The sequence below is a fragment of the Oryzobacter faecalis genome (assembly GCF_046764005.1).
GTDB classification, from domain to species: Bacteria; Actinomycetota; Actinomycetes; order Actinomycetales; family Dermatophilaceae; genus Oryzobacter; species Oryzobacter faecalis.
Map to the genome: position 1 here is coordinate 239,040 of NZ_JBKOFW010000002.1, position 23,025 is coordinate 262,064.

19 protein-coding genes are annotated in these 23,025 nt (G+C 63.3%); 16 read left to right on the forward strand and 3 right to left on the reverse strand.

All coding sequences use genetic code 11. The features are described 5' to 3' along the window. Positions 1–220: 220 nt before the first annotated feature. Positions 221–910, reverse strand: coding sequence for an HNH endonuclease (locus ACK8HX_RS05010; protein WP_411939566.1), 690 nt, complete (start codon positions 908–910; stop codon positions 221–223). Between the two features lie 191 nt (positions 911–1,101). Between ACK8HX_RS05010 and ACK8HX_RS05015 the strand changes: the two genes are divergently transcribed. Beyond that, a complete protein-coding gene (locus ACK8HX_RS05015; RefSeq protein WP_411939567.1) occupies positions 1,102–2,961 on the forward strand; it encodes a DUF262 domain-containing protein in 1,860 nt (619 codons plus the stop codon). A gap of 185 nt (positions 2,962–3,146) precedes the next feature. Here ACK8HX_RS05015 and ACK8HX_RS05020 read toward each other — a convergent pair whose 3' ends face one another. After that, positions 3,147–3,722: a very short patch repair endonuclease gene (locus ACK8HX_RS05020; RefSeq protein ID WP_411939568.1), complete on the reverse strand. Its 576-nt coding sequence runs from the start codon at positions 3,720–3,722 to the stop codon at positions 3,147–3,149. Between ACK8HX_RS05020 and ACK8HX_RS05025 the strand changes: the two genes are divergently transcribed. The 13 genes from ACK8HX_RS05025 to ACK8HX_RS05085 all read left to right on the forward strand — a co-directional run bounded on the left by ACK8HX_RS05025 (position 3,664) and on the right by ACK8HX_RS05085 (position 18,733). Continuing rightward, positions 3,664–4,998: a DNA cytosine methyltransferase gene (locus ACK8HX_RS05025; protein WP_411939569.1), complete on the forward strand. Its 1,335-nt coding sequence runs from the start codon at positions 3,664–3,666 to the stop codon at positions 4,996–4,998. The genes ACK8HX_RS05020 and ACK8HX_RS05025 overlap by 59 nt on opposite strands. 135 nt (positions 4,999–5,133) lie before the next feature. Continuing rightward, on the forward strand, positions 5,134–5,727 hold the full coding sequence (locus ACK8HX_RS05030) for a hypothetical protein (RefSeq protein ID WP_411939570.1): 594 nt from the start codon (positions 5,134–5,136) through the stop codon (positions 5,725–5,727). A 441-nt stretch (positions 5,728–6,168) separates the two neighbouring features. Next, on the forward strand, positions 6,169–7,686 hold the full coding sequence (locus ACK8HX_RS05035) for a hypothetical protein (protein ID WP_411939571.1): 1,518 nt from the start codon (positions 6,169–6,171) through the stop codon (positions 7,684–7,686). 756 nt (positions 7,687–8,442) lie between these two features. Beyond that, positions 8,443–9,171 (forward strand): hypothetical protein, encoded by a 729-nt coding sequence (locus ACK8HX_RS05040; protein WP_411939572.1) that lies wholly within the window; start codon positions 8,443–8,445, stop codon positions 9,169–9,171. A 1-nt stretch (position 9,172) separates the two neighbouring features. Then, on the forward strand, positions 9,173–10,756 hold the full coding sequence (locus tag ACK8HX_RS05045) for a GmrSD restriction endonuclease domain-containing protein (protein ID WP_411939573.1): 1,584 nt from the start codon (positions 9,173–9,175) through the stop codon (positions 10,754–10,756). Between the two features lie 444 nt (positions 10,757–11,200). Then, the gene (locus ACK8HX_RS05050; protein ID WP_411939574.1) at positions 11,201–11,455 is read left to right on the forward strand and encodes a hypothetical protein; all 255 of its coding nucleotides are present in this window, start codon (positions 11,201–11,203) and stop codon (positions 11,453–11,455) included. Positions 11,456–11,458: 3 nt separating this feature from the next. Then, the gene (locus ACK8HX_RS05055) at positions 11,459–11,884 is read left to right on the forward strand and encodes a hypothetical protein (protein WP_411939575.1); all 426 of its coding nucleotides are present in this window, start codon (positions 11,459–11,461) and stop codon (positions 11,882–11,884) included. Then, positions 11,881–14,424, forward strand: coding sequence for an ATP-binding protein (locus ACK8HX_RS05060; RefSeq protein WP_411939576.1), 2,544 nt, complete (start codon positions 11,881–11,883; stop codon positions 14,422–14,424). The genes ACK8HX_RS05055 and ACK8HX_RS05060 overlap by 4 nt, the downstream gene beginning before the upstream one ends. Position 14,425: 1 nt before the next feature. Continuing rightward, entirely contained in the window at positions 14,426–15,481 is a 1,056-nt protein-coding gene (locus tag ACK8HX_RS05065) for a hypothetical protein (protein ID WP_411939577.1), read from the forward strand. Further along, complete coding sequence (locus tag ACK8HX_RS05070; RefSeq protein ID WP_411939578.1) at positions 15,466–16,485, forward strand: hypothetical protein; 1,020 nt, start codon at positions 15,466–15,468, stop codon at positions 16,483–16,485. The genes ACK8HX_RS05065 and ACK8HX_RS05070 overlap by 16 nt, the downstream gene beginning before the upstream one ends. A 167-nt stretch (positions 16,486–16,652) precedes the next feature. Next, entirely contained in the window at positions 16,653–17,060 is a 408-nt protein-coding gene (locus ACK8HX_RS05075) for a hypothetical protein (protein WP_411939579.1), read from the forward strand. 11 nt (positions 17,061–17,071) lie between these two features. Continuing rightward, positions 17,072–18,139 carry a C40 family peptidase gene (locus ACK8HX_RS05080; protein WP_411939580.1) on the forward strand — a complete coding sequence of 356 codons (1,068 nt, stop codon included), beginning with the start codon at positions 17,072–17,074 and terminating at the stop codon, positions 18,137–18,139. 60 nt (positions 18,140–18,199) lie between these two features. After that, positions 18,200–18,733, forward strand: a complete 534-nt coding sequence (locus ACK8HX_RS05085; RefSeq protein ID WP_411939581.1) for an HD domain-containing protein — start codon at positions 18,200–18,202, stop codon at positions 18,731–18,733. On the opposite strand, the gene ACK8HX_RS05090 is transcribed toward ACK8HX_RS05085, so the two are convergent. After that, positions 18,725–19,195, reverse strand: a complete 471-nt coding sequence (locus ACK8HX_RS05090; protein ID WP_411939582.1) for an NUDIX hydrolase — start codon at positions 19,193–19,195, stop codon at positions 18,725–18,727. The two genes, ACK8HX_RS05085 and ACK8HX_RS05090, sit on opposite strands and share 9 nt — an antisense overlap. Positions 19,196–19,475: 280 nt before the next feature. Here ACK8HX_RS05090 and ACK8HX_RS05095 point away from each other — a divergent pair, with 280 nt between their 5' ends. Then, positions 19,476–21,842: an NB-ARC domain-containing protein gene (locus ACK8HX_RS05095; protein ID WP_411939583.1), complete on the forward strand. Its 2,367-nt coding sequence runs from the start codon at positions 19,476–19,478 to the stop codon at positions 21,840–21,842. Positions 21,843–22,146: 304 nt separating this feature from the next. Further along, on the forward strand, positions 22,147–22,941 hold the full coding sequence (locus ACK8HX_RS05100) for a hypothetical protein (RefSeq protein WP_411939584.1): 795 nt from the start codon (positions 22,147–22,149) through the stop codon (positions 22,939–22,941). The last annotated feature ends 84 nt before the right edge of the window (positions 22,942–23,025 follow it).

The following is a 23,025-nucleotide window of genomic DNA, read 5'->3' on the forward strand; positions in this document are numbered from 1 at the left end:
ACTCGAACCCCTAACCCCCTGCTTGCAAACTCCACATTTGAAGCCCGCGAATGGCTGCACATCCATAGGTCAGAGCGCTGTTGAACGCCTGGCTTCGCGAGTTTGATACCCCACTGCAGTACGTTCTGGGGTACGCATCCTGGGCTGAGCAGGAACCGCGCCTGCGGGCAGACCAAACGGTCCGCGGCCTGAGCTGGCCCCTGACCCTGGCCCGACGACTTCAGTCGCTGGTTGTTTGTACCTTAAGGCGAAGTTCTGCCGGGGTGATGAACGGCTTGTGGGCATGGATGCTGCGATGGCAGGTCGGACACACGAGCGCGAGATCCGAGAGCCTTGTGTTGCTCTTGCCCAGCACGTGCAGCGGCACCGTGTGGTGCACGTCGATGACCCACTCGATCCCATAAGCCACCTTCGAGTCGAAGCCACAGACTTCACAGGCCAGGGCACCTGTGGCGGCTAGAACCTGCTTCTTCTTCTTCTTGACTAAAGCTCGACTCCGCTCGAGCCGCCTGTGCTTTCGGTAGAGAGCGTCCCCCTCGTCCGCTCCGAAGTCATCCTCCGGGTCGGGGTCCTCGACGAGGTCTTCCGACGTGCCTACCTCCAAGATGCGGAGGGCCAATTCGTGAAGCTCATTCGGGCGGTGGGCCCACTTGGCCCAGGTCTCTTCATCGCCCTTTGACCAGTTGGGCATCCCCTTGCCGGCGTGGGCCGGGTCGATGCCCGCGAAGTTGGCGAGCTTGAGGCCGACGCCGTCGGCATTGCGGAACTTGGGGTTCTGGCGGACCTCGCTGGGCCAGATTCTCAGACTGCGCATCTCCTCACTGAGAGTCTCCACCTCTGCGGTCGTCACGCTGTAGCCCCTCTCCCGCGTTCGGAGGTAGAGGTCGAGCGCCAGCACTCGCTCGTCCATCGACCAATTGGGGAGTCTGCTTGTCGTGCCGTCGTGACCATCCTTCCCGGGTGTCATATCCGCACCATAGTTGGGGCAGAGAGAGGCCGAGGTGAGAACGAAGCTCCAGATCGTCGGCCCACCCTCGCAGTCAGCCACGGGGACTTCGCCGCCGGGCCATATCCGCCTCACTTTTCTGCGAAGCTGTGGCCATGTTGGGGAATCCGGCCAAGATCGCGAACGTCCTGAACGCCAGCTCCGCCTACCGGATCCCCCCTTATCAGCGCGCCTACCAGTGGGACAAAGAGCGGTGGCAAGGTCTCGCTCACGATGTCTTCCAGCTGACGTCGAAGCCGGCCGGCGAGCCCCCGCACTGGCTGGGCATCCTCCTACTCAGCGAAGACGGTGGAGTCGTCTTCCCCGGCGATGACTCCATTCGCACGTACACCGTCATCGACGGCCAGCAACGACTCACTACCTCGATACTCTGGCTCGCCGCGATCGCGCACCACGCCGCGGACATCCAGGATCCGATCACCATGGACGTAGGAAAGTTCGCCCACGTCGACGTGCAAGAGATCGACAAGCTCCCTTTCAAGGTGGCACTCGAGGGTAAGTGGCGACAAGCTCGCTACGCGCGCCTGCTAGAGACCCGTCCGCTGCAGGCCTACGCCTACTTCCGCTGGCTCCTCTTCCTGGGCAACGACGCCCTCCTGGAAGAGGAGCCAATGAAGGCAATCCAGTTGAGGCCCGCCAAGGATGCAGGGGTATTTGAGGAGCAGTGGAACAAGTTCCTCTCGTCAAAGCGGGCTGTCGGTGTTCCCCGGGGGCCAAAGGTTGATTGTGACGTCCTTGCAAAGACAACCCGGAACGAAATGTCGGTCTTTAGCCTGATCCATGATCCGAATACTGACGAATCACAGGCCACGATTTTCGACACCCTCAATGGGATGCGTACACCTCTAGAGCCGCTTGACCACGTCCGCAATTCGCTGTTCGTGAGACTGCCGGAGGAGAAAGCCAGGGCGCTATACGAGTCTGAATGGAAGGTGACGGAGGACGCCGTCCGCCGTGTGCGCATGAAGCGGATGGCCGCTGAGAAGATGTTCTTGTACGACTACCTTATTGCTCGTGGAGAAAAGGCGCGGCAAAAGACTATTAACGCCAACCGGGGCGCTGCGCACTTCAGCGTTATGACTCGAGGTCTCAAAGGTAAGGCCCTCATCAGCCTGCTCAAGGATGACCTGCTCCCAGCAATGGCTACCTGGCCTATCGTCGTGCGTCAGGCTGACCGCTACCGCCACGCAGGTGTCACTGTGGCATTCCCGGAAACCACTCTCCGGTTGCTAACGTCGATCCAGGACCTATCGACGAATCCCGCCAACCCAATCGCGCTTCACTTCGCATCCGAGTTTGCTTTGGGCAATGTTTCGGAAGACGAGCTCGAGTCTGCACTCTTCTTCGCCGAGGCCTACCTTGCTCGCCAGCTCCTCGCAGGGAGAGCGCTCTCCCCCCTTCGTAGTCGGGTAATGGAGGTAATGGGTAAACTAAACCGATCGGTGGACCCCAACGATCTCCTCACCGAATTGATGAACTCGGCGTGGCCGACCGATGACGAAATTCGTTCCGTCGCGGCCAGCAAGCCCCTTTATCTAGATCTCAGCTCAAGGGCCGTCGTGGCCCTCTTGCGCGGAATCGAGTCCGAACTGAGTGGGTCGGGAGCGATGTTCTTCCGCGCTGGATCGGGTCGGGGAGACTATACAATCGAACATATCTTCCCTCAGAAACATGGAACGTGGGCGCATGACCTCGCGGCCTGGAACGCAGATGAAGCACAAATGGGTCATCTTCTGCATTCACTTGGAAACCTAGCAGTCGTCACCCCCTCGCATAATTCTACCGTCGGAAACGGTACGTTTGCGGATAAGAAGAGGCACCCGACGAAGACAGGCAAAGCCGCTCCCCTCGCTCTTAACGCAAGCTGGCTGAGAAAGCGCAAATGGACCCAAACGGAAATCGCGGCACGAGCCGACTTGCTCGTTGAGACGGCAATCGCTCACTGGTCTCCTTAGCCACGCATCGCCACTTGGCTGAGGGGCGGAAGTCCGCCACTCATAGGTGGTCCCTCTCCGGCAGGTCGACGGCGAAGCCATTGGCTTCAGGTTCTGCTCACCCTTTTCCGGTTGACGGAGTGCGTGGCCGGCCTCCGCAGAAGCCTTTGAGCCCGCTAGCCCCAGCGGCATGGGGCCACGTGAAGCTACTCCATACGGCGAACGGCCAGGGCAATCCGGTGCGCGGCGGCTGCAACGTCCTCATGCTCCCAGATTCGGATGACCGTCCAGCCCGCCTCCACAAGGGCCGCGTCGTGCTGTTGGTCGCGCTGGGCGTTCCTAGCGAGCTTTGGCCCCCAGTAGTCGGGATTGCTGGTCGGAGGGTTCGAATGCTCGGGACATGAGTGCCAGAAGCAGCCGTCCACGAACACTGCGACCTTCGCACGCGTGAACACGATGTCGGGACGGGGATGCATCCCACCGCATTCGAGTCGCAGGTCCTTGCGAAACCGCAGGCCGGCCCGGTGCAGCGCCGACCGAAGGGCAAGCTCTGGCTGGGTATCGGTACGGCGTATCGCGGCCATGTTTCGAGACCGGCCGGGTGTCGTGACGTGCGTCGACTGACCGTGTTTTCGCTGGTCACGCGGTTGGGAGCTCGACACTCTCGTCACGGTGTCAGAGCCTGCCCCGATGCTGCAACTGGATAGGCAAAGATGGTGGCCGATGGCGCTGCGGCAGGCATGCGGCCAGATGCGGGTCGTGAGGAACAGGGATGGGATCATCGTGAGGCATCTGAAGGCGCTGGAGATATGTGCTGGCGCAGGTGGACAGGCGCTAGGGCTGGAGCAGGCCGGCTTCAGCCACGCGCTGGCCGTCGAGCTGGATTCGTGGGCAGCCAAGACACTTCGCGCGAATCTTGGTGACGAGGTTGTCCGCGAAGGTGACGTCGCCGACCGTTCAGTGTGGGACCCCGCCGAGTACGCCGACCAGATTGATCTGGTCGCTGGCGGTGTCCCCTGTCCTCCCTTCTCAATCGCTGGCCGCCAGCGCGGTGCCAATGACGAGCGTGATCTCTTCGCTTGGGCGGTCGAGCTTGCAGGTGTTGTACATCCGCGAGCCCTCTTGCTTGAGAACGTCCGGGGCCTGTCGGCTCCGCGGTTCGCGGCGTACAGGCAGCACGTGCTAGATCGTCTCGAGCAGCTGGGATACGTCGCTGACTGGCGCCTTCTGCAGGCATCTGATTTCGATGTGCCGCAGCTGCGCCCGCGGTTCGTCTTGGTCGCCCTGCGTCCGGAGGACTGGCCCTTCTTCTCGTGGCCGGCACCCCAGCCAACGGCTGAAACAGTGGGGTCAGCCCTCAAGGAACAGATGAGTGCTGGAGGGTGGCGACATGCTGAGGAGTGGGGGCGACTGGCGAATCGGATCGCCCCCACCATCGTCGGTGGAAGCAAGAAGCACGGCGGCGCCGACCTTGGCCCCACCCGCGCAAAGGCGGCCTGGCGTGAGCTGAGCGTCGATGGACTGGGCTTGGCCGATGCCCCGCCCGGGGCAGATGCCCTTCCCCCCGCGGTGAAGGCCCCGCGCCTCACTGTCGAAATGGTTGCCCGCCTCCAGGGCTGGGAGGAGAACGACCCAAGACATCAGGAGTGGCTGGCCAACCTCGCTGGCGGAAAGACCGCACGGTACCGGCAGATCGGAAACGCGTTCCCCCCGCCGGTCGCTCGCGCCGTTGGTCAAGCCATCATCTCTGCGCTGCAGCACAAGGGCGAAGGTCTTTCAGTGGCACCTCGCCAGGACCTGCACGACGGCATCTACAGGGTTCTTTCAAACTCGAAGCGTTTCCTCACCTCGGAGAGGATTCTCGCGCTTGCTGGCGAGCGGCTCGACCGCGAGGGCTTCGAAAAGCGCATGGCTCACCTTGCAGAGGACTTCGTGATCGAAGTCAGAAAGACACAGTCTGGGCCCGCGTACCGAATCTCCGACTTCAAGGCCTTCACCGGTCAGGCAGGCCACGCGCGGCACGAGTACCTGAGATCAAGCCGTAGCCGCGTCAGTTGAGCGAGGATGCGATCCGTACCGCAGTGCTCGACTTCTGCCGAAGCGGCCGCATGGCTCCGTTGACTGGTTATCGTCGTGTCCCTTGGATGCTGCGGGACATCCATCCGGCATCAGACGCCACGACAAGGGGACTAGATGGTTGAGAGAAGCTTGGCGACGGCTCGATCTGCGGCGGCACGCTTGACAGCCGCTCTGAACGAGGGGTCGGCGTTCGACGAGGATATGGCTCGCGAGTACAACCGGGCGAAGAGAGCCTTGGCTGTGAGCTTCCAGAGTATGGCGCTAGAGGTCGTACCACGGGATGCCTACCGTCTGGCCGACGTGAAAGCCCAGGTTGTGGCCACGATGCGATCCATGTTCGAGGGTCGCGTCGACTCTTCCCTGTTTGTTATTCGCCGCTACACGACCCCGCACCCCGACATCTACGCCCTTCTCGCATCGCACGTCGGGTCGCCGATCCCGGGTTGGCGCATCCGGCTCCTGAGCGGTGACAAGATCCACACGGAAAGGCGGACCCGCGAGCTCCGCGACCTAGGATTGACTATCGATGTTGGTGGTGGCGATGACGATAGTTCCTATTGCTTGAAATCGCTGGACCCAGATCTCAGGTACGGTGCAGCCTTCCAGCTTCGGGAGAATGCCTACAAGTCGAAGCGTATCAATCCTCAGAATCGCGCTGAAATCGTCCGCCTCGCTGAGGCAGCCGCTCAACTCCCCGATAGAAAGTGACTGCTGGTGGCACCCGAACCTCAGCGATCCGACTCGACGAGCGTGGAGCCGGCCTTCGACACTCCCCGGCCACTTCGGTTGGTGCCGGAGCTACCCGACGGGCGCTCCAGGAACGCGCTCAGAACTCAGCTAGAGCGCCTGGGCCTTACACGCGAAAGCGCGTCAGCTGTAGCCCGCGCTGTGGTGCGTCCTGACCTGGCCAAGACTCTATTGGAGAGCCCCACAACGTACCGGGTGCCGGGCGCAGAGCTGCTAGTGATTCGGGTCGAGATGTACACAAGCCGCGTCATTGCGGACGCGACCAACCCTCGAATCTTGAATCAGATCCCGTTCCCCGCTGCTATCGCTCCGGGAGCGGATCAACGGGCTCTCTTTGCGCCAATCGAACCGCCCATCTCTCGTGCCAAAGACTTCAGCATCGTCGTGGCAAGCCTCGAACAAATGTCCTGGCAGCTCAAAGCCGCTATGCAGGCAACGGTGAAGAACAATGTTCCGAGGCCCCCGATCGCAGAGCAAGGGGTAATGGAGCCTCCCCTGGCGGTGCCTGCTCGAATTGAGGATGCTTCTGGGGCCGGTCTAACGGGGGCCGTGCTGATCCGCGAGGGCAGCACCCGCGTGAGCCACGCTCAAGAAATCCTGGGTGTGTCGGCTAGGGACTTGCTGGTCGGCTACGTCGACGACCGTGAACAGGCTCAGCTGATCAGACGGCTCAACGCGACGGCCCAGTCATCCGCCTCCAGGATCACTCCGGAGGAGGCTAGTCGCGTGCGTGTCGCCACGATGCCAGTGGATCTTGTCGTGGGGGTTGAACCCGACTCTGGTTCAGACACCACCTTGGGCGAAGCGGTCGCCGCGAAGGTCGCACAGGACCACCTCAACCACAAGCAACAGTGGGATCCTGCAGCTAAAGACGTGCACCTTGGGGAGTCGTGCTTGATTGCGCTCCACGACGAGTCACTCCTTACCGACGAGCGGTACGCATGGCTCGCGGGCCGGGTGCCCGCTGGAACGTCAGTTATCGACGGAGATCCCATTTACGAGGACGATCGCTGGGCCGAGCTCCTCTGGACCTTCACGACCAAGAAGCGCCCCGAGTCGGTCGTGATTCGGCGCCCAATCGCAACTGTGCTGGAGCGTGACCAGGGGCGCCAGCAGGTGAGCAACCGAAAGGACAGGGTCCCTTTGGCCGTGGCCCTGGCCATGCGAGCAAGGAGAGGCCTGATCACGGAGACCGCGGTCGAGCGGGAAAGCAGAGCGCTTGAGGCAAGCGTGCCGTCGGAGGCTTGGGATGTTACTTGGCAGCCCACCACCACGTCCTTGAAGGACCTGGCAGCCAAGGCAGTAGAAGCGGCTGAGAGTCGTGTCCGGAGTGCCGCCGGGACCGAGCTGGCAGTGCGGGCCATCTGGTACCTCGCGAAGCATGGCCAGGTGTCGATGCCGCGTAATGACCTAGGGGCAGGGGCCGATAGGCGCTCCCCTGACGAACTAGTCAGCGGGATGCTCACGACAGTCCGCGGCATTCAGCAGTTGGTCCGAGTCATCGAAGACGGAAGGGACGGCCAGCGGGCTGGCCACGTCTTGGATGACAACGGGCACGTGGACATGAGCGGCGTAGGGACGGCCGTGGCCTTGACCGACGGCATTCTTCGTTCGGAGATCGTCCCGCGGTCAGGGCCGCCAGTACCCCCAGCGCGAAACCCCCGTGAGGAGTTCATGGATGGCGTAGCCGAACTGACACGCGCCCTGAACGCCACGATCGCCGCTGACGAGCAGCTCAGAACGATAGACGACGGACACGATGAGCCTATGTACCAGGTCGAAGGCGTGTCCCCAGAGCAAGCGGCTGACCTTGTCGCCCGCGTTGACGTCTTGCGGGCGCACATCAGGGAATACGAGATGAACTACAGAGTCGCGATCGGCATCCGGCAACAGAGTACGGCCACCGGGCCCTCGGAGTAGACGTGCCCGAACTCAACTACGCGGCCGTCGCGCAGTACGCCGGCGAGTACCTGGCTGAGTCGCTCCCCGCTCCCGTCAAGATCGGAGACGGTGAGCTTCCCCCTGATTACCCCGTTGCGGTCTATGTGGCCATTGGTATGGATGGGACGGTCGAGTATGTGGGCTCGGTGTGCCGTCCCAGCGATCCGGAAGGCGTCCAGTCGCGGCTTGGCGAACATCTACGACGGCTTGAGCGGTTTCAGTCATGGAATCTGTTGTACGTAATCCCCTTGTTTCGGGACACGCCACTAGAGGTGGTGAGACGGATTGAGGGCCGCGTTGGCGCCCACCTGTCGCCCACGAAGTCTCGCGCCCTTCCGCGGCTGAGGCGGCGTCGGGCCCCGTAACGCGGCCGAGGACGGCGCGCCAGCGCCGCCCGCAGGCCGCGAGTGCGTCGGCGGAGCCGACGCCTTGATCCATTAGAGGTCAATTCAGCAGTCCAGCCCGGAGGCTGACACCGTCTGCGACGAAGAGGCGGTCACGCCGCCCGCGTTTCAAGGCCGTGCCCACACGGCTCAAGGCGCTTCTCCAAGGCCCCCCTGGGGTTCGACGCCAACGGCCCGCCGAGCTCCCCGTGGCGACGGGGGCGGGGCACTACCATGCGAAGGACCCGCGACTACCTGGGGACGAAAGATCAGCATCGGGCCCGATGTTTAAGGATCGGAATGGCATGCCAATTGTACTAGACAGATCGCACAGGACGGGTGGCATCGGATAGTGGGGGAAAAGCGTGGGCGCGAGTCGAGCGAGGCCCTTGGAATCGCATTGCTGGCTTGGGGACTTATCACCGTCCTTGTAGGAATCGGTTTGATAGTTGCCGACTACTTCATCACGAACGAATATGTCAGTCTTGGCCTAATGTCCCTCTCATCCGCAGCCCTGTCCATCGCTGGCGCGTTGCTCATTACCGAGTGGATCATCAAACCGCTGTACGTTCGCGATGTTCTTCAGGTTGCCGACCTGAGTTCCGAGATATATCGCGCTGGCCTTCGCTACGTAAGGACTTCCCACGGCGTGGCTTGGAGTGAGATCCTCGGAGTCAAGGGCGAAATCACGGCCGCGATTGGCAACGAGAACGTCTTCCGAAGTGGGTTGTGGGCTGTGATTATGGAGGCGAGCAGGGTAGCTAACCGAGATGTTCGCTTGCACGTCTCTGAAGACTTGGCCGCGGCCGGCTTTGGCGCGACGATCGAGCGCCAGTGGCGCGACAACGGGTGTGGGGTGGCGGGGTCGACTCTTACAGTGGTCCCTCACGGTGCGGTAACTCAAGGTCTCATAGTTCAATGCAATTCATGGTTGGCGGCGACGATCGCAGATGATCCTCTGAATGACGACCCGCTCTTTCTTGTCTTCAGGTCCGACTCGACAGAACCAGTAGTATCTGCCTTGCAGCGTGGCGTGGATCGACTTAATAGCTCTTCAACTCCGCCGATTGCAGGAGCGTGACATGAGTCAGCGAACGACAACCATTGATGACCCGGACCTGGTCGATCTCCTCGACGGCATCGATGCTGGACGTGTAGCGCTCCCGAACTTTCAGCGTGACTTTGACTGGAGCGACAGCGACGTCCGCGCGCTGCTTGCAACTGTCCTCAACGGCTGGCCTATGGGAAGCCTTCTCCTCATTGAGGGAAACGCCGAGACACGGGACTTCTACGATCCGCGTCCGTTTGAGTTTGCCCCGCCGTTGGCCGGGATCCCGGACACCATCGTCCTTGACGGCCAGCAGCGTCTAACTTCGCTCTACGCGGCACTGTACGACCGAAGTGAATCGGTACATGCCATCAGTCTCGACGATGATCTTGCATGGAATGACATCGACTCGCTTGATGATGCACTTCGGACGTTCAAGCGCTCAGTCTGGCTAGACCATTACGCGAACCCTCGTACACAAATCGCGTCGCATCTAATGCCAGTTAGCGCATTGAGGTCCTCTTCGAGGTTCTTCGATTGGCGGGACTCCGCAGGGGACGCCGACGCTGATCTGCGAGACGAGTTGACCTCTGTCTACAGGCGTCACCTTTCCGGGCTGTATAGGTACCGCATGCCGGCTCTGCGTATCTCGCGCGAAACACACCCCGCGGCTGTGGCAAGAATCTTCGAACGGGTGAACAAGACGGGACAGCAACTTGGCGCCTTCGACCTGATGGTGGCTAAGTCCTTTACGCCGACTTTCAACCTCAGAGTGGCCTGGGAGCAGGCCCGCAACGACTTCCCGGAACTTAGCAAATTCTATGGGAGTGACGGACTGGCGCCGTTGCAGGTTATTGCATTGCGGGTGCTGGAAGATGTGCGAGCCTCTAGTGTGCTAAGGCTCACGCCTGCTTCAATCCACGACTATTGGGATCGAGCTGCCGCTAGCTTGGCTGGGGCCGTGCGCTTTGCTATGCAACACTTGGGTGTGCTGACACGGGATTGGCTGCCCTATAACAGTCTGATGGTCGTTCTCGCGGCGCATCTCTGGTCCGAGCCAATTGGTGATGATAAGGCACTTACGCTCAAGCGCTGGTTTTGGCGGTCGAGTCTCACCGCCAGGTACGCCGTCGGCTCGAATACTGTTGCGGTTTCCGACTTTAAGCGGCTTGCAGTAAACGGATTCCAAGACACTGAACGAATCGGCCTTGATTGGGCAGTTTTTCGTGACGCAACGAAGCAGTCCGCTGGAGCAATTCACCGGGCTTGGCTATGTGCCTTAGCGGCGTCGTCCGGTGAAAGGGGTGACGACCTCGATGCGTCGCTTCCTATTCCGCGAAGTCTCGTGCCTCGTGAAGTTCGCAGTGGGCTAGAGGTCTCGCCTCATCTGCTTACCTTGGGCTTTGCGCTCATCTCCGATGACCAGACACTTCTTCCCAATCAGTTTCTTCCTATCGATCCGGCGGCCGACGAGGTTGACCTCTCCAACGACGGTCATCGAGCTACGTTCATGCGTGACCGCCTCGAGAGGGCCGCGCAGTTCATCGGGGACCAATGTCGGCAGCGGGTTGAGGTAGTGGACGATATCGAGCAGGAGTTGCTCGGCCGCGGTGACTAGGTAGCGAGGGTGGCAAGGCGCAAAGGCCTCAGGCCCTCGCCAGGTTTCGGGGCGCAAAGGTCGTAGTTCGACGGTCTTCTCCGGGTTACATCAGAACCCGGCGTGCACCCCCGGCGAGTATGTCCGCCCTGCCCACAGTTGGACTGGCTCCTTGTAGCGGAGCATCTGTAGGGACTGGGGGGTTGGGTCAAGGGTGGCCGCAGGCCATCACGCAGTGACGCCGAAGGCGCCCTTGACGTAGCCCACCGGTCCCGGATGATGGGGAGCGGGGGAGCCAGTCTGTACCTCAGCAAGCGCAGGGTCCTTGGGGCGAGAGGCGCCTAAGCGCTTGAAGAGGTTCAGGAGTTTGTAAAGATGTGACTTCTCCTTGAGCGAGTGGCGTCCCGTTTGGCCGACTGGTGACAGAGGACCTTCCGGCCTCTGCCGTTCAATCAAGGGGACACCATGAACCAGTTCGTTGCGCTCGCGCGCGCCACAGGGGACACCGCCAACCTGCAGTCGTGGATCAAGGGCAACATCATCCCGCTGCTCCTCCTCCTCATCGCCGTCATGCTCTTCGTCTTCGCCCAGCGCGGAGACAACGCCAAGGCAATGCGAGTCGTGGCGGGTGTGATCGTTGCGCTTGCGGTGCTGGGGGTCGCGAGCAGCGGGCGCGCCGACGAGGTCGGTACCTGGCTTGCGTCGCTTATCACGGGCTGAGCCATGCGCCTTCCTGTCGACGACGAGATCTACAACGTCAACGCGGTCTGGCTCGGCCCACCCGGGAAGACCCTGCCGTTCCGTGCCCGCTACGTCGCCTATGCCGTCGGGGCAGCGGTCTTCGTACTGCTCCAGATCTTCGAGCGCCGACTCGGCATCGGCATCGGCTTCTTCGCGCTGGCGTACACGCTCATGGTCACCGTGGGCGTAACGAAGGTCATCCTGCGAGTGGTCGACCATGACCGGCCCCTCAGTGCCGTCCTGTGCGGGCTGATCAACGAGGTCAACGCACCGCGTGCCCAGACGCGAGGGAAGACCTCCACCATGCGTCCGGCCCGGGTCCGCGCTGTCCCCCCGCGCCCGGGCCGGATCCGTCTTCGGGGACGCCATTTCGCCACCGAAGGGCTCAACGATGGGGCCACGCCATGAGCAGCCGAGGCCTATCGCTGCGGAGGATCACCGGGCACTGCACAGTGGCAGGGGACCGGGTCACCGCCTGGTACCAGCTCGCGCCACAAGGCTGGTCGTTCCGGCCGGACAATGCTCGCGAGCGGCTCATCGTCGACACCGCCGACGCACTTGCACAGCTGACCAAGCGGAACCTGCACCTTCGAGTGACAACGCGCCCCTACCCGGTCTCGAGGTGGGCGCAGGCACACGACGCGAACGCCCCGGCCCCGTTGCCGGGTTGGCCCGAGCACCTCATCCGCGATCAGCTGCAGCTCGCCAGCCGCAGCATGGCGGACAAGGAGGTCTACCTCGGTGTTGACCTAGGGACGTCGCGGCGAGTTTTGCACGCGCTGAGCGGTTTGGCCGGACGAGTGGCAGACAGGGAGGTCGCCGCGATGGCCAAGCCGATCCGTGAGGTGGACGACCTGCTCCGGCATCCGGGGTTCGAGGGGACACCCGCGTCACCCCGGCAACTGGAATGGCTGCTCCACCGTTCCTGCTCACTCGGTCTGCCCGCGCCGCTGACGCTGGGGGCGGCCGAAGACGCGGACTGGGAGCGAGACGACCTGGCCGAGTTCACAGACCACGTCACCTGGACCGCCGTGCCTTACGGACGAACGATCGTTGTCCAGGGCGAGGCGGACGGCATCGAGATCCAGCGACACGTTTGCGTCCTGTCGTTGGGGCGGATGACTGACCTCGACATTCCGCCCGGTGTGCCCTGGATCCAGCGCACGGACCAGCTGCCGTTTCCGGTCGAGTGGTCGGCGAGGGTGATGATCGAGGATGCGGGTCGCGTGGGAATGGCGATGAGGCGCAACATCCAGCGCATTCGCTCTCAGAAGGAGCACTACGAGCACGAGCACGCCGAGCCGGCGCCCGGGGCGCTCGACCGGCAGGCCTCGAAGGCCCTGGTTGTGGAGGACGAGCTCTCGAGCGGTCTGTCCGGCCTGAGCACCCGGACCGCCGGCTGGTACCGCATCGCGGTGTCGGGCGTTTCGGAGGAAGAGGCACTCGACAGGGCAGCAGCGGTGCGTCAGCTCTTCGCTCCGCAGGTGACGATCTCCCGGCCCGCCGACCAGTACGCGGTGGCCAGGGAGTTCATACCGGGAGAGAAGCTGGGAACGACGGCGTACAAGCGCCGGATGCCGGTGACGACATTGGCTGCAGCGGTCCCGACCGCCACGGCGAAGGTCGGCGACCGTGTCGGCATCCACCTGGGTGAGACGTCCGGCACGTCGTCGAGGGTGGTCACCTGGGAGCCGTGGAAGGCGACCGAGCAAGCTGAGGAGTCCGGGCTCGCTGTCATCTGTGCGGGACTCGGCGGCGGCAAGTCGACCGCCGGCGGCAACATCATCTACCGCACGGTGATGCAGGGAGTCTCGTGGACCGTCCTCGACCCGTCGGGTCGGCTCACTGCTTTGTGTCGGCTCCCGCAGCTGGCTGCCGTCTCCAAGGCCGTCGACCTGCTCGATGCCGCACCCGGAGCACTCTGCGCGTACCGGGTCATCGCGGAACCTCGCCGCGAGCACTACTTCGGTGAGGTTGAGTGGCGCGTGGCCCAGGTCAACGCTCAGGCCACGCGACGGCTGCTGGCGAGCAGCGTCCTGCGCTCGGTGCTCCCCAGGCAGATGCAGGATCACGTTCTGACCGAGGTTGCCTTGATGCGCGCGGTCGGCAGCGTCTCGGCCAGTGTGACGTCCAGCCTCTCCGAGGTCGTCTCCGCGCTGGGGCGAGTTGAGGGTGACGTCGAACTGCAGCGGCACGCCGGCTACATGCATGACTTCCTCGCTGAGGCCGCGCGGACCAGTCACGGGCGGTTGCTCTTCCCGCCCGGCTACCGGAACGACTACGACACCGACGAGTCGCTCCTGACTGTGTACTCCCTTCGCGGGCTGACGTTCCCTGACGAGAACGCGAAGGGAAGCGAGGACCTCGACGAACGGCTGAGCATGTGCGTCCTCTACATGGCCGCCTGGCTGGCCCAGCGAGCGATGTACCTCGGCGACGTGCACGCGCGGAAGGGCATCTTCATCGACGAGGCCTGGGCGCTATCCACATTCACGACGGGCCGCCGGTTCATCGAACGCGCCGGCCGCGACAGCCGCAAGCACAACACTCGGGTGCTCATGGCCAGTCAGAACCCCTCCGACTTGCTGAGGTTGGACCTCGCGAACCTCGTGTCGGCCGCGTTCATCGGCCGGCTCACCGACGAGACGGCGCAACGGGACGCACTACGGTTCATCCCCGGCATCCAGCCGGGTCAGGGTTACGAGGCCATCTTCGAGTCGCTCTCGCGGCCGACCGCGACGGGTCGGCGAGGGCCTCGTGAGTTCGTGTTCAGCGACGGGGCGGGAGGTGTGGAACGGATCCGTATGGACCTGTCCGCCCACCCCGAAGTGCTCGAGGCACTGGACACTACTGCTGACCCGACGAAGACCCGTACCCATGTTGCAGCGAACGCTCTGTCGATCGCCGTGGACCGCACCTTCAATGGCGCTGCGCGAGAGAGCGCCTGACATGAGGGTGCGCGTCAGAGCCTTGTTGCTCGTCGTGGTCGCTGCGGGTCTCGGTGTTGTCAGTGTGGTCACTGCTCCGAACGTTGTTGCGGCGCCGCGGGGTGGGGTGTCGATCATCCGGTCCCTTCCCGGCATCCCGGGCGTTCCCGACTGCAAGGACGCGCCTATTCCGGACCGTCCGGGAATGGGTCTCCCGGCCGCCTTGGACCCAGAGCCGGATCCGTTGCCGGTGGCAGGTGACCCCTTTGCCGGGAACCCGTCCACGAGCATCTACGAGCAGTACGGCTACGCCGGTCTGATCTGGCACACCTACGACCTGGGATGCGGAGGGTCTATGCGCGACCCAGCGGCCGCCACGGACACGATGATCGGCAACGTCCTCCTGTCGTGTGCGGTGTGGCTCACAGCGGCCACGAACGGATTGCACAACAAGGTGGCAGACCCGAGCTCGTACATGGGCCCACTCGACAACGTCGTCGAGACCGTGACCACCCGCCTGCACGACTCGATCTGGAGCCCTTGGGGCGCCGTTGCCGTGATGGGCGTAGCAGCCCTTCTGCTACTCCAGGCGATGCGGGGCCAGTTCCCCGCTGTCGTCGCAGGTGCAGCATGGGCGGCGCTGGTACTCGCTGTCGTGGCGGCGATCACGCAGTATCCCTCCCGGGCCAGCGGGTTCTTCGACGACACCATCACCTCGACCATCGGGTCGATCCAAGCGCGCACGGCGGGCGTCGACTCCTCAACCAGGCCAGGGCGGTCGAGCGCGCGCGCCCAGGGCGCCCTCACGGTCGACCGTGTCCTCTACGACGCGTGGCTGCGCGGTCAGCTCGGATCATCCGACTCGGCCGCAGCCGACCGCTGGGGGCCAGCCCTGTTCGAAGCCAGCGCAGTCAGCTGGTCGGAGTCGGCGGCGGCCGCTACGCCGGAAGCGACGAACCAGCTCAACGAGGAGAAGGCGAATCGATGGAAGGAGACGGCCGAAGAGATCGCCGAGGAAGACCCTGCGACCTACGCCGTCCTTCAGGGCAAGCAGGCGGCCGGATGGGCAACGGCGTGATGGCGCTATTCGCCGCCGTGTTCGTCGACCTGTTCAGGCTGGTCGCCGACGTCTTTCTACTGGCCGGCCTGGTGATCCTGCGGCTCCTCGTGATGTTCCTGCCGGCCGCCGCCGTCATCGGGGTCTTCGCCCCGTTGTCGGGGGTCGTCAAGCAGATGGCCAACATCGGCGGTGCCGCTGTCGTCAATGTCGTCGCGTTCTCGGCGGGCTCGGTGGTCTACACCGCAGCCATTTCGGCAGTTCTGAGCACGGCGGATGACGCGGGTATGGACATCATGGCGCTCGTTCTGTGCCTGGTCATCACGCTGGCGGCGTTCGTGCTCATGGCTCCGTTACTGTCGTTCACCCGGATCTTCGGCCACTCGAGCCGGCGGATGCGACGCCACCATCTCGGTCGACAGCTCACGCGCTACGTGGTGACCCGTCAAGGCGTGAACGACGGCACGAAGCGGGCTATCGAGGACACGCAGGATCAGGACCCCGAACCGACGGTGCCAACTGACCCGGGAGAACGCCCTACAGGGAAGTCCGTCCCCCGTGCCGAGGCATTCGTCCGGGACCAAATGGTCTGGGATGTGACGAGCGACGGTGGCCTGAGCCGGACCACCACGGTGACCGCGACCCGGTTCGATTCGAGGACCCTGTCCCCGCAACGGGCACTGCCAGCGCCTCCCGGCGTTGGGAACGACACCCGCAATACCGGACTAGCCACCGATGGTTTCGGCATTGCGAGATCGCCCGAATCCCTCGCGGCGCACACGAACGGTGTGGGGGCTCTAACTACCGCGTCGGCCGTTTCCGCCGCTGAGCCGAGCGGAACCGTCATCAGGGGGCAGACCCTTGAGGACTCGAGCGGCCCGCGCCCCTTCGCACCGGTGACAGCGCACGACGGCAATGCTCGAATCGCCGATGAAGGGATCGGCTACTTCGTCTACGACGCTCGAACCGGCGCCATGCTGCATCGGGATGTCGCGGTTGGCGACACGGATGTTGATGCGTCATGAACGGCATTGGTGGACTCGGATGGTGGCGATGGCCCCTTTGGTCGTGGCGGAACCTTGTTGTCACGGTTATCGGAGCTGTCCTATTCGTGGCCGGCGTCGGGCGCCTCTCAGACGGGGTCGGGTTGGAGGCAGCGACCGCCGGTCCGAACGCCGTGAGAACCCAAGGCATGTCATCCGACTACCCGGTCCAGTCATCGCGGCCGTCCATTCCGCCCTCCTCGCCTACACCAAGCACTCCGGTAATGCCGGAGTTGCCGGAGGAAGTCGCAGTCGCCTTCGTTCGCGCCTGGGCACGACCCGATGCGGCGATTGAGGAGTGGCAGGCGCGCTGTCAGGCGCTTTCGACACCGGACTTCGCGTTGGAGCTGGATGCTGCGTCCTCGGTCGCCGTGCCGGCATCCCGAGTCGTCGGGGACACCGAGGTCCTTCGCAGGAGCGAGGGTGCAGCATCAGTGCGGGTGCCGACGGACGGCGGGGCGGTCCACGTCGCGCTCGAACTGACGGCGGCAGGGTGGCGCGTCGATGGCATCGAGCCGGAGGCACTGGGCACCCTCGCATCGGCACTAGGCGGCTGATCGTGGATCCCGTGACGGTGCTCGCGACTGCGGAGCTCAAGAGGAATCTGTGGAGGGTCGGGCGCCGCGTGTTGGCGGTCGTTCTGCCTGTTCTACTCGTGGGCGCCTTGGCGGTGGGAGTCTTCACCTCGGTGCTCTTCGAAGGGGACCCCAGCGGCGATGAAGATGGTGCGCTCGTGGGCTGCGCTGTCATCGCCCGACCAGCACCTATCGACATCGGGTCCCTGGACGCCGAGCAGCTGGCGAACGCTCAGACGATCGTCGCGGTTGGGCGCGCACTGGGGGTCCCGTCGAGGGGGTGGGTCATCGCGCTGAGCACGGCACTGCAGGAGTCGCTGCTGCGCAACCTCCCGTACGGGGACCGCGACTCCATCGGCTTGTTCCAACAACGCGACGCTTGGGGAAGCCGAGCAGACCGACTTGATCCGGCCATGTCGTCCAGGATGTTCTTCACTGGCGGCAAGGGCGGTCAGCGCGGTCTATTGTCCGTTCCGGACTATCTCGACCTGCCCGTGACCCGTGCCGCACAGGCCGTGCAGGTGAGTGCGTTCCCTGGCGCTTACGCCAAGTGGGAGAACCTCGCTCGACAGCTGGCTAGCACCCCCAGCATTGCCGCATCGGAGTGCGCGTCGGGTTTCGGCGGCGGGGCTGGTTCGAAGGTCGTGGAGGTCGCGCTGACCCAGCTGGGCATCCCGTACTCGTGGGGCGGTGGCACGTTGAGCGGCCCGGGCCGCGGATTCGGAAAGGGCGCGTCAACCGTCGGGTTCGACTGCTCGAGCTTCACGAGGTACGTGTGGTTTCAAGCCGCCGGGGTCACTCTGCCGCGCGTTGCCAGCGATCAGGCGGCCGCGGTCACGCCCGTGTCGCTTGGGGAGATCAGGGCCGGTGACCTGCTCTTCTTCCACGACCCACGAGATCGGCTCGGCTTCTTTCACCATGTCGGGCTCTACGACGGGCGCGGCAACATCATCCACGCGCCCACGACCGGCCGAACCGTCGAGGTGAAGCCGATCGACCTGACTGTCGATCACCCCTGGGGGGACACCGTCGTCGCTGGTCGCCCTACCGCAAAACCGTGAGCCTCCCAACGTCAAAGGGCTGCCGCCGCGAGGGAAGGGGAGCACGTAGCGTTGTGCTGCATGAGGAGCAATGACGCCCGGCTACTCGCGGAAGAGTGTCTGGCGATTTCTCATCCGCAGCGGTGGCGACATGTGCAGGGTGTCGCCGCGCGGGCAGCTGCACTGTCGCAGTCCATCGATGCTGAAGACCCAGTGGTCCAGGCCGCTTGGCTCCACGACGTGGGCTACGCCCCCGCGGCGCAGGACTCGGGTCTCCACGCACTCGACGGGGCCAGGTACCTGGTGGGCGTAGGTGCTTCCCCCATGGTGATCTCGTTGGTGGCCTTCCACACCGGGGCGGAGTTTGAGGCGGAGGAGCGAGGCCTGGCCGAGGAACTGGCCACGGTCCCACGCCCTGACCAAAGCCTCTTGGATGCCCTGATCCTGTGCGACCTCACCGTCTCCCCCTCGGGTGATCCGGCCACCGTCAACTCGCGACTGGATGAGATCGTCTCCCGGTACTCGCCGGCTGACCCGGTCCATCGAGCCGTACTGCGGTCGCGCCCATACCTCGAGGCGTGCTGCGAACGCGCGGAGAGGTTGCTGTCAGCCTAAGTACGGCGCGTCGCGTCGCTCGAGGGCGTGTTGGATTCGCAGTCGCATGGAGGGGTGCATGTCTAAGGCGTCGAGCTCTTCTGGGGGCACCCACACGACCTCGCTGCTCTCGCTACTCGTCCGGGCTTCACCACCCACGAGCCGGGCGCGAAAGGCGATCGAGAACTGTTGGCGCACCTCGCCATCGTCGTAGGCCATGACGTGGCGGGGGTTTGTGTAGGTCCCGGTGAGGGTCTCGACCTCGACCTCGTAGCCGGTCTCCTCTTTGACCTCGCGAATGACCGTGTCGACAATCGACTCTCCGATCTCATGACCACCGCCAGGCAGAGCCCACAGGTTGTTGTCGGTCTTGTGGATCAGGAGCACCCGCCCGCCGTCGTCACGCACGATCGCGACGACCGAGGGCACGACGCTATTGGCCTCCGGTGCAGCCGGATCCTCTATGTAGTCGATCCTCCCCATGACGCGACGATAGCGCGATCCATACGTACCTCCATGGTGGACCGCAGCCGCAGAGAGGCTTCGTCGTTGTCGAGGTCAAGCCCGGATCGGCTGGGTTTGCCGTGTCACGAACCCGCGACATCGCAGGTACCCCCGTCCGCTTGTCGTGGGGTTCATGTTCGAAACTGACGCTTGTTGGAGGGAAGGGCACACGCGCCAGGCGGGTCTCGGGGGAGCCGCACCCCACCGAATGCCCGCGGCGATCCGCCTCGAGAGTCCTCTCCCGCCATAGGTGGTTAGCATGGTCGAGCAGCCACCACGACGCGGATGGGATTCCATGGACTACTCGGCTTTGAGCGTAGATGGGCTGACTTATGAACTCACCAACAAAGCATTCAGAAATCCGGTCTTGGAACATGCACGATCGAGGCTCTCGCAGACTCTCGGGGCGGACTTGGACTCCGCAATAGAGAAGCTCTTCTCCAAGGAATGGGCGAGCATCTGTGCCTCACTGGATATCGCCAAGGCAAAGGGCATCGATCGGCGCCCGTTGGATGCACTAGATCGCCTCAGCGTAAACCACTTCTACTCCTTGTTCGAGAAGTTCTATTTCGACCTCGTACCCAGCGACGCGATTCCAGAGGGAGACGCCGCGAAGGCGACCAGAAGAAAGTTCTTCACGTGGATGGAACAGGTAAAGGACACTAGAAATCCTAATGCTCACCCTCCGAGTATGGATTTGTCAGTGTACGACGCTCTCACCTTGGCGGACGCCTGCATCCGCATTGTGAAGTTCCTTCAGCTTCAAGCGGCGGTCGCCGGTATCCAGATCATTCAACGTGAACTTCTCCGTCGTGCCGCCGAGGTCGACCCAGGTGACCTCACTATTGACTCTATGCTGCAGACGCTGCCCTCCCGGGAAGCGATGTACGACCGATTCGTCGGTCGTACAGATGAACTAGAAGCACTCTGGGCGTGGTTTGCGGACGACCAAGCACGCCGGTGGGTACTCGTTGGGGACGGTGGCAAGGGCAAGTCGTCAATCGCATACCAGTTCGCTACAAGTGTTTCGATCGCGAACCCTCAGGGAACCGCTGCGGTTTTGTGGCTCAGCGCAAAGAAGCGTAGGTTCGAGCAATCGGAGATCCAGGCAATAATGCGCCCGGACTTCGAGGGCCTGGAGACCGCGCTTGATAGACTTCTGCGGGACTTCGGAGATGTGAACAATCTCGATAAGACTCTGGAAGTCAAGAGAGAGGTGGTTCTCAAGCTGCTCTCCGATTTTCCCTCGTTGCTGATTGTTGACGACATCGACAGCATTGAGGAGCGCGAAGAGGACGTCGTTGAGTTCTTCACCTACGATGCGCCGCGAACCAAGAGCAAAGTCCTTTTGACAAGCCGCCGGATGTACCCGGGGATGGCGAAGTCGTCAACCCGGATCACAGGTCTAGACCCAGGCGACGCACGTGAGTATTTCCAACTCACCGCGGAACGTCTTGGTCTCGCCGATCGCCCTGGCCTGGACACGGCATTTGACAAAATCTACGATGCGACGGAGGGCTCCCCGCTATACATGGAGGATCTTCTTCGCCTATGCCGGCAACTAAAGGTCCGCGAGGCCATAGACAGGTGGAAGCAACAGCGTGGGGACGCCGCTCGGCGCTACGCGTTGCAGCGTGAGTGTGACCTTTTAAGCGACTCTGCAAGGAACTGCTTGGAAGCCACTTGTTGGGCAAGAGCTCCTCTATCCATCGCGCAGATGGAGGCGATCCTCGGCATCGGCCAAGACGACGCGGTCTCCGCGGTGCAGGAGCTAGAGAGCCGCTTCCTTGTGCCAACGCCGGAGCTGGTGGAAGGAGTGCCCAGCTACCGTGCGCACCGAAATCTCGAGCTCATCGTGCGGCAAGATGTGCGCGCCGATCCGACCAAACTGTGGCTTCGCAACGCGGTTGAAAGCGCACTCAAGGTCACGGTGAAGGACTCAGAAACTGCTGATGTCTACCGTCAAGCAAGTGTTCGCTTGCGGGGTGGCCGACTAGCAGAGGCCCTCGAGGTTGCCGAGTCGGCATTGTCTGGTAACCCGGGTTCGCCTGACCTGCTGGCACTGCGCGCCGAAGTCCTTGCGGCGCAGCGGCCCCCACGGATGATCGACGCTCGCCAGGATTGGTCAAGGGCATTTGACTTGGGGCTTCGGCGCCGAGAGGGTTACGTGCGCTGGGCCCAAGCTGAGGACCGGGCGGGGGACTGGAAGCGAATGCACGAGGCGGCCGAGCATGGTCTGAAGCGATGCGGCGATTCCGACTCGGGCTTGTTGCGGCTCTCCGGATATGCGGCGTCACGCATTGGTCAGACGCTCGTGCGGGGTTTGGACTTCGAATCTGGCCAAGAGTGGCTAGAAAAGGCAGAGAAGACGCTGAGGAAGTCCTTGGTGGAGCTAAAGCGGCTGGGCGCCTCAGACTACGAGCGGTCCAAGGTCTATCGGGCTTTGGTGGTTAACTCCCAGTTTCTGCGAGATAAGCGCAGGGACAGTCAAGTCGTGTACTGGACGCTGCGCTGGCTCGAGGACGTTCCTGGTCCCGACTCGATCGAGGAGGCGCGCCGCCAGGCCGGCAAGTATGCAGAAGTTCGGGAACGTCTGGAACAAGGCTCGGGCCGCGTCACTGCCTAGACGCGACAGCCTCTCCGGCAGCGCTTCTAATCCACCGCTTGGTGTGATCCCCTCACGATCAACTGGACGCTACGTTCTGGCGACGGGCCAGCCGTTCCAGGACGACGAGGTCTGACCCTTCCATGAGACACCCACCACGCCTCACCCGTAGTGTCCGATCATGGATTTCGTACTCAACGGGGTAGTTCGATCACTCGACGCGGACACCGTTCGCGCTCGTGTGCCTGGGGCACCGCCGGATCCCATCCGGACACACTGGGTTCAAATCGACGGCCAGCGGTGGCCCCCCAAGCAGGCTTTCCGGGTGGCAACTGGCATCGTTGACGAGCCATTCATCACGCACTTCGCTCTGCGCGTCTTTCAGCGACTGGGTTTCGAAACTAGTCCCATCCCTGAGTCCGCGGACAAGCCACGAGAGCCCGGCGTCGGTGGCGGCTCCCCTGCCGATCCGATGGACGTCAGCTCGGTTGCACTTGCCTTTGACCGTCTTGACTCGTTCATGGCATCCGGCTCGCTAACCAAGAGCATTGCCGTCCTGGAGGCCCACCTCTCAGACGCCGACGCCCAGGCGGCCGCCGAGGTGCTGGCCTCGTCAGGCCTTGATGAGGACTTAGTGGACAGCGCCCTCATCGTCCGTGAACGCATCGGAATGCTCGACACCCTGATCCACGCCGCGGTGATCGTTCAGGTGCTGCCCTTGATCCTGCGACCGGGCGAGAGGGTTCTTAAGCGTCCTTCCCTTGGCGCCGGCAACGACCCAACCCGGAACTACGATCTGGAAACGACCCACCGGATCGCCGAGTTCAAGCTCTCCTCTTGGAAGGGCGCTGACGGAGGTCGCCAACGTGGCCTCTTCGCTGATGTTGTTGGGCTGTCGCTAGATGCCACAGATCGCCTTCGCCAGGTCTTCGTCGTGGGCGACCGGCCCGTTCGCTTTCTCACCGAAAGCGATCGTAATGCTGCCAAGACCCTGTCCAAAGCCGCCCTTAAGCTAAGAACCCCGGAGGGGCTGACCGGCGACACGACCGTTGCCCAGTTCGCACGTGCCGCGCGCATCGAGATCGTGGATCTCCGCACTCTGATCCCCAAGCTCCGCTGAGCCCCTCAATCCGCCTGAGCGACGGGAAAGCTCTCACTCGTCGCCCCCCTCCGTTCGCTTCGCACCATCTCAGAGTCCTGCCAC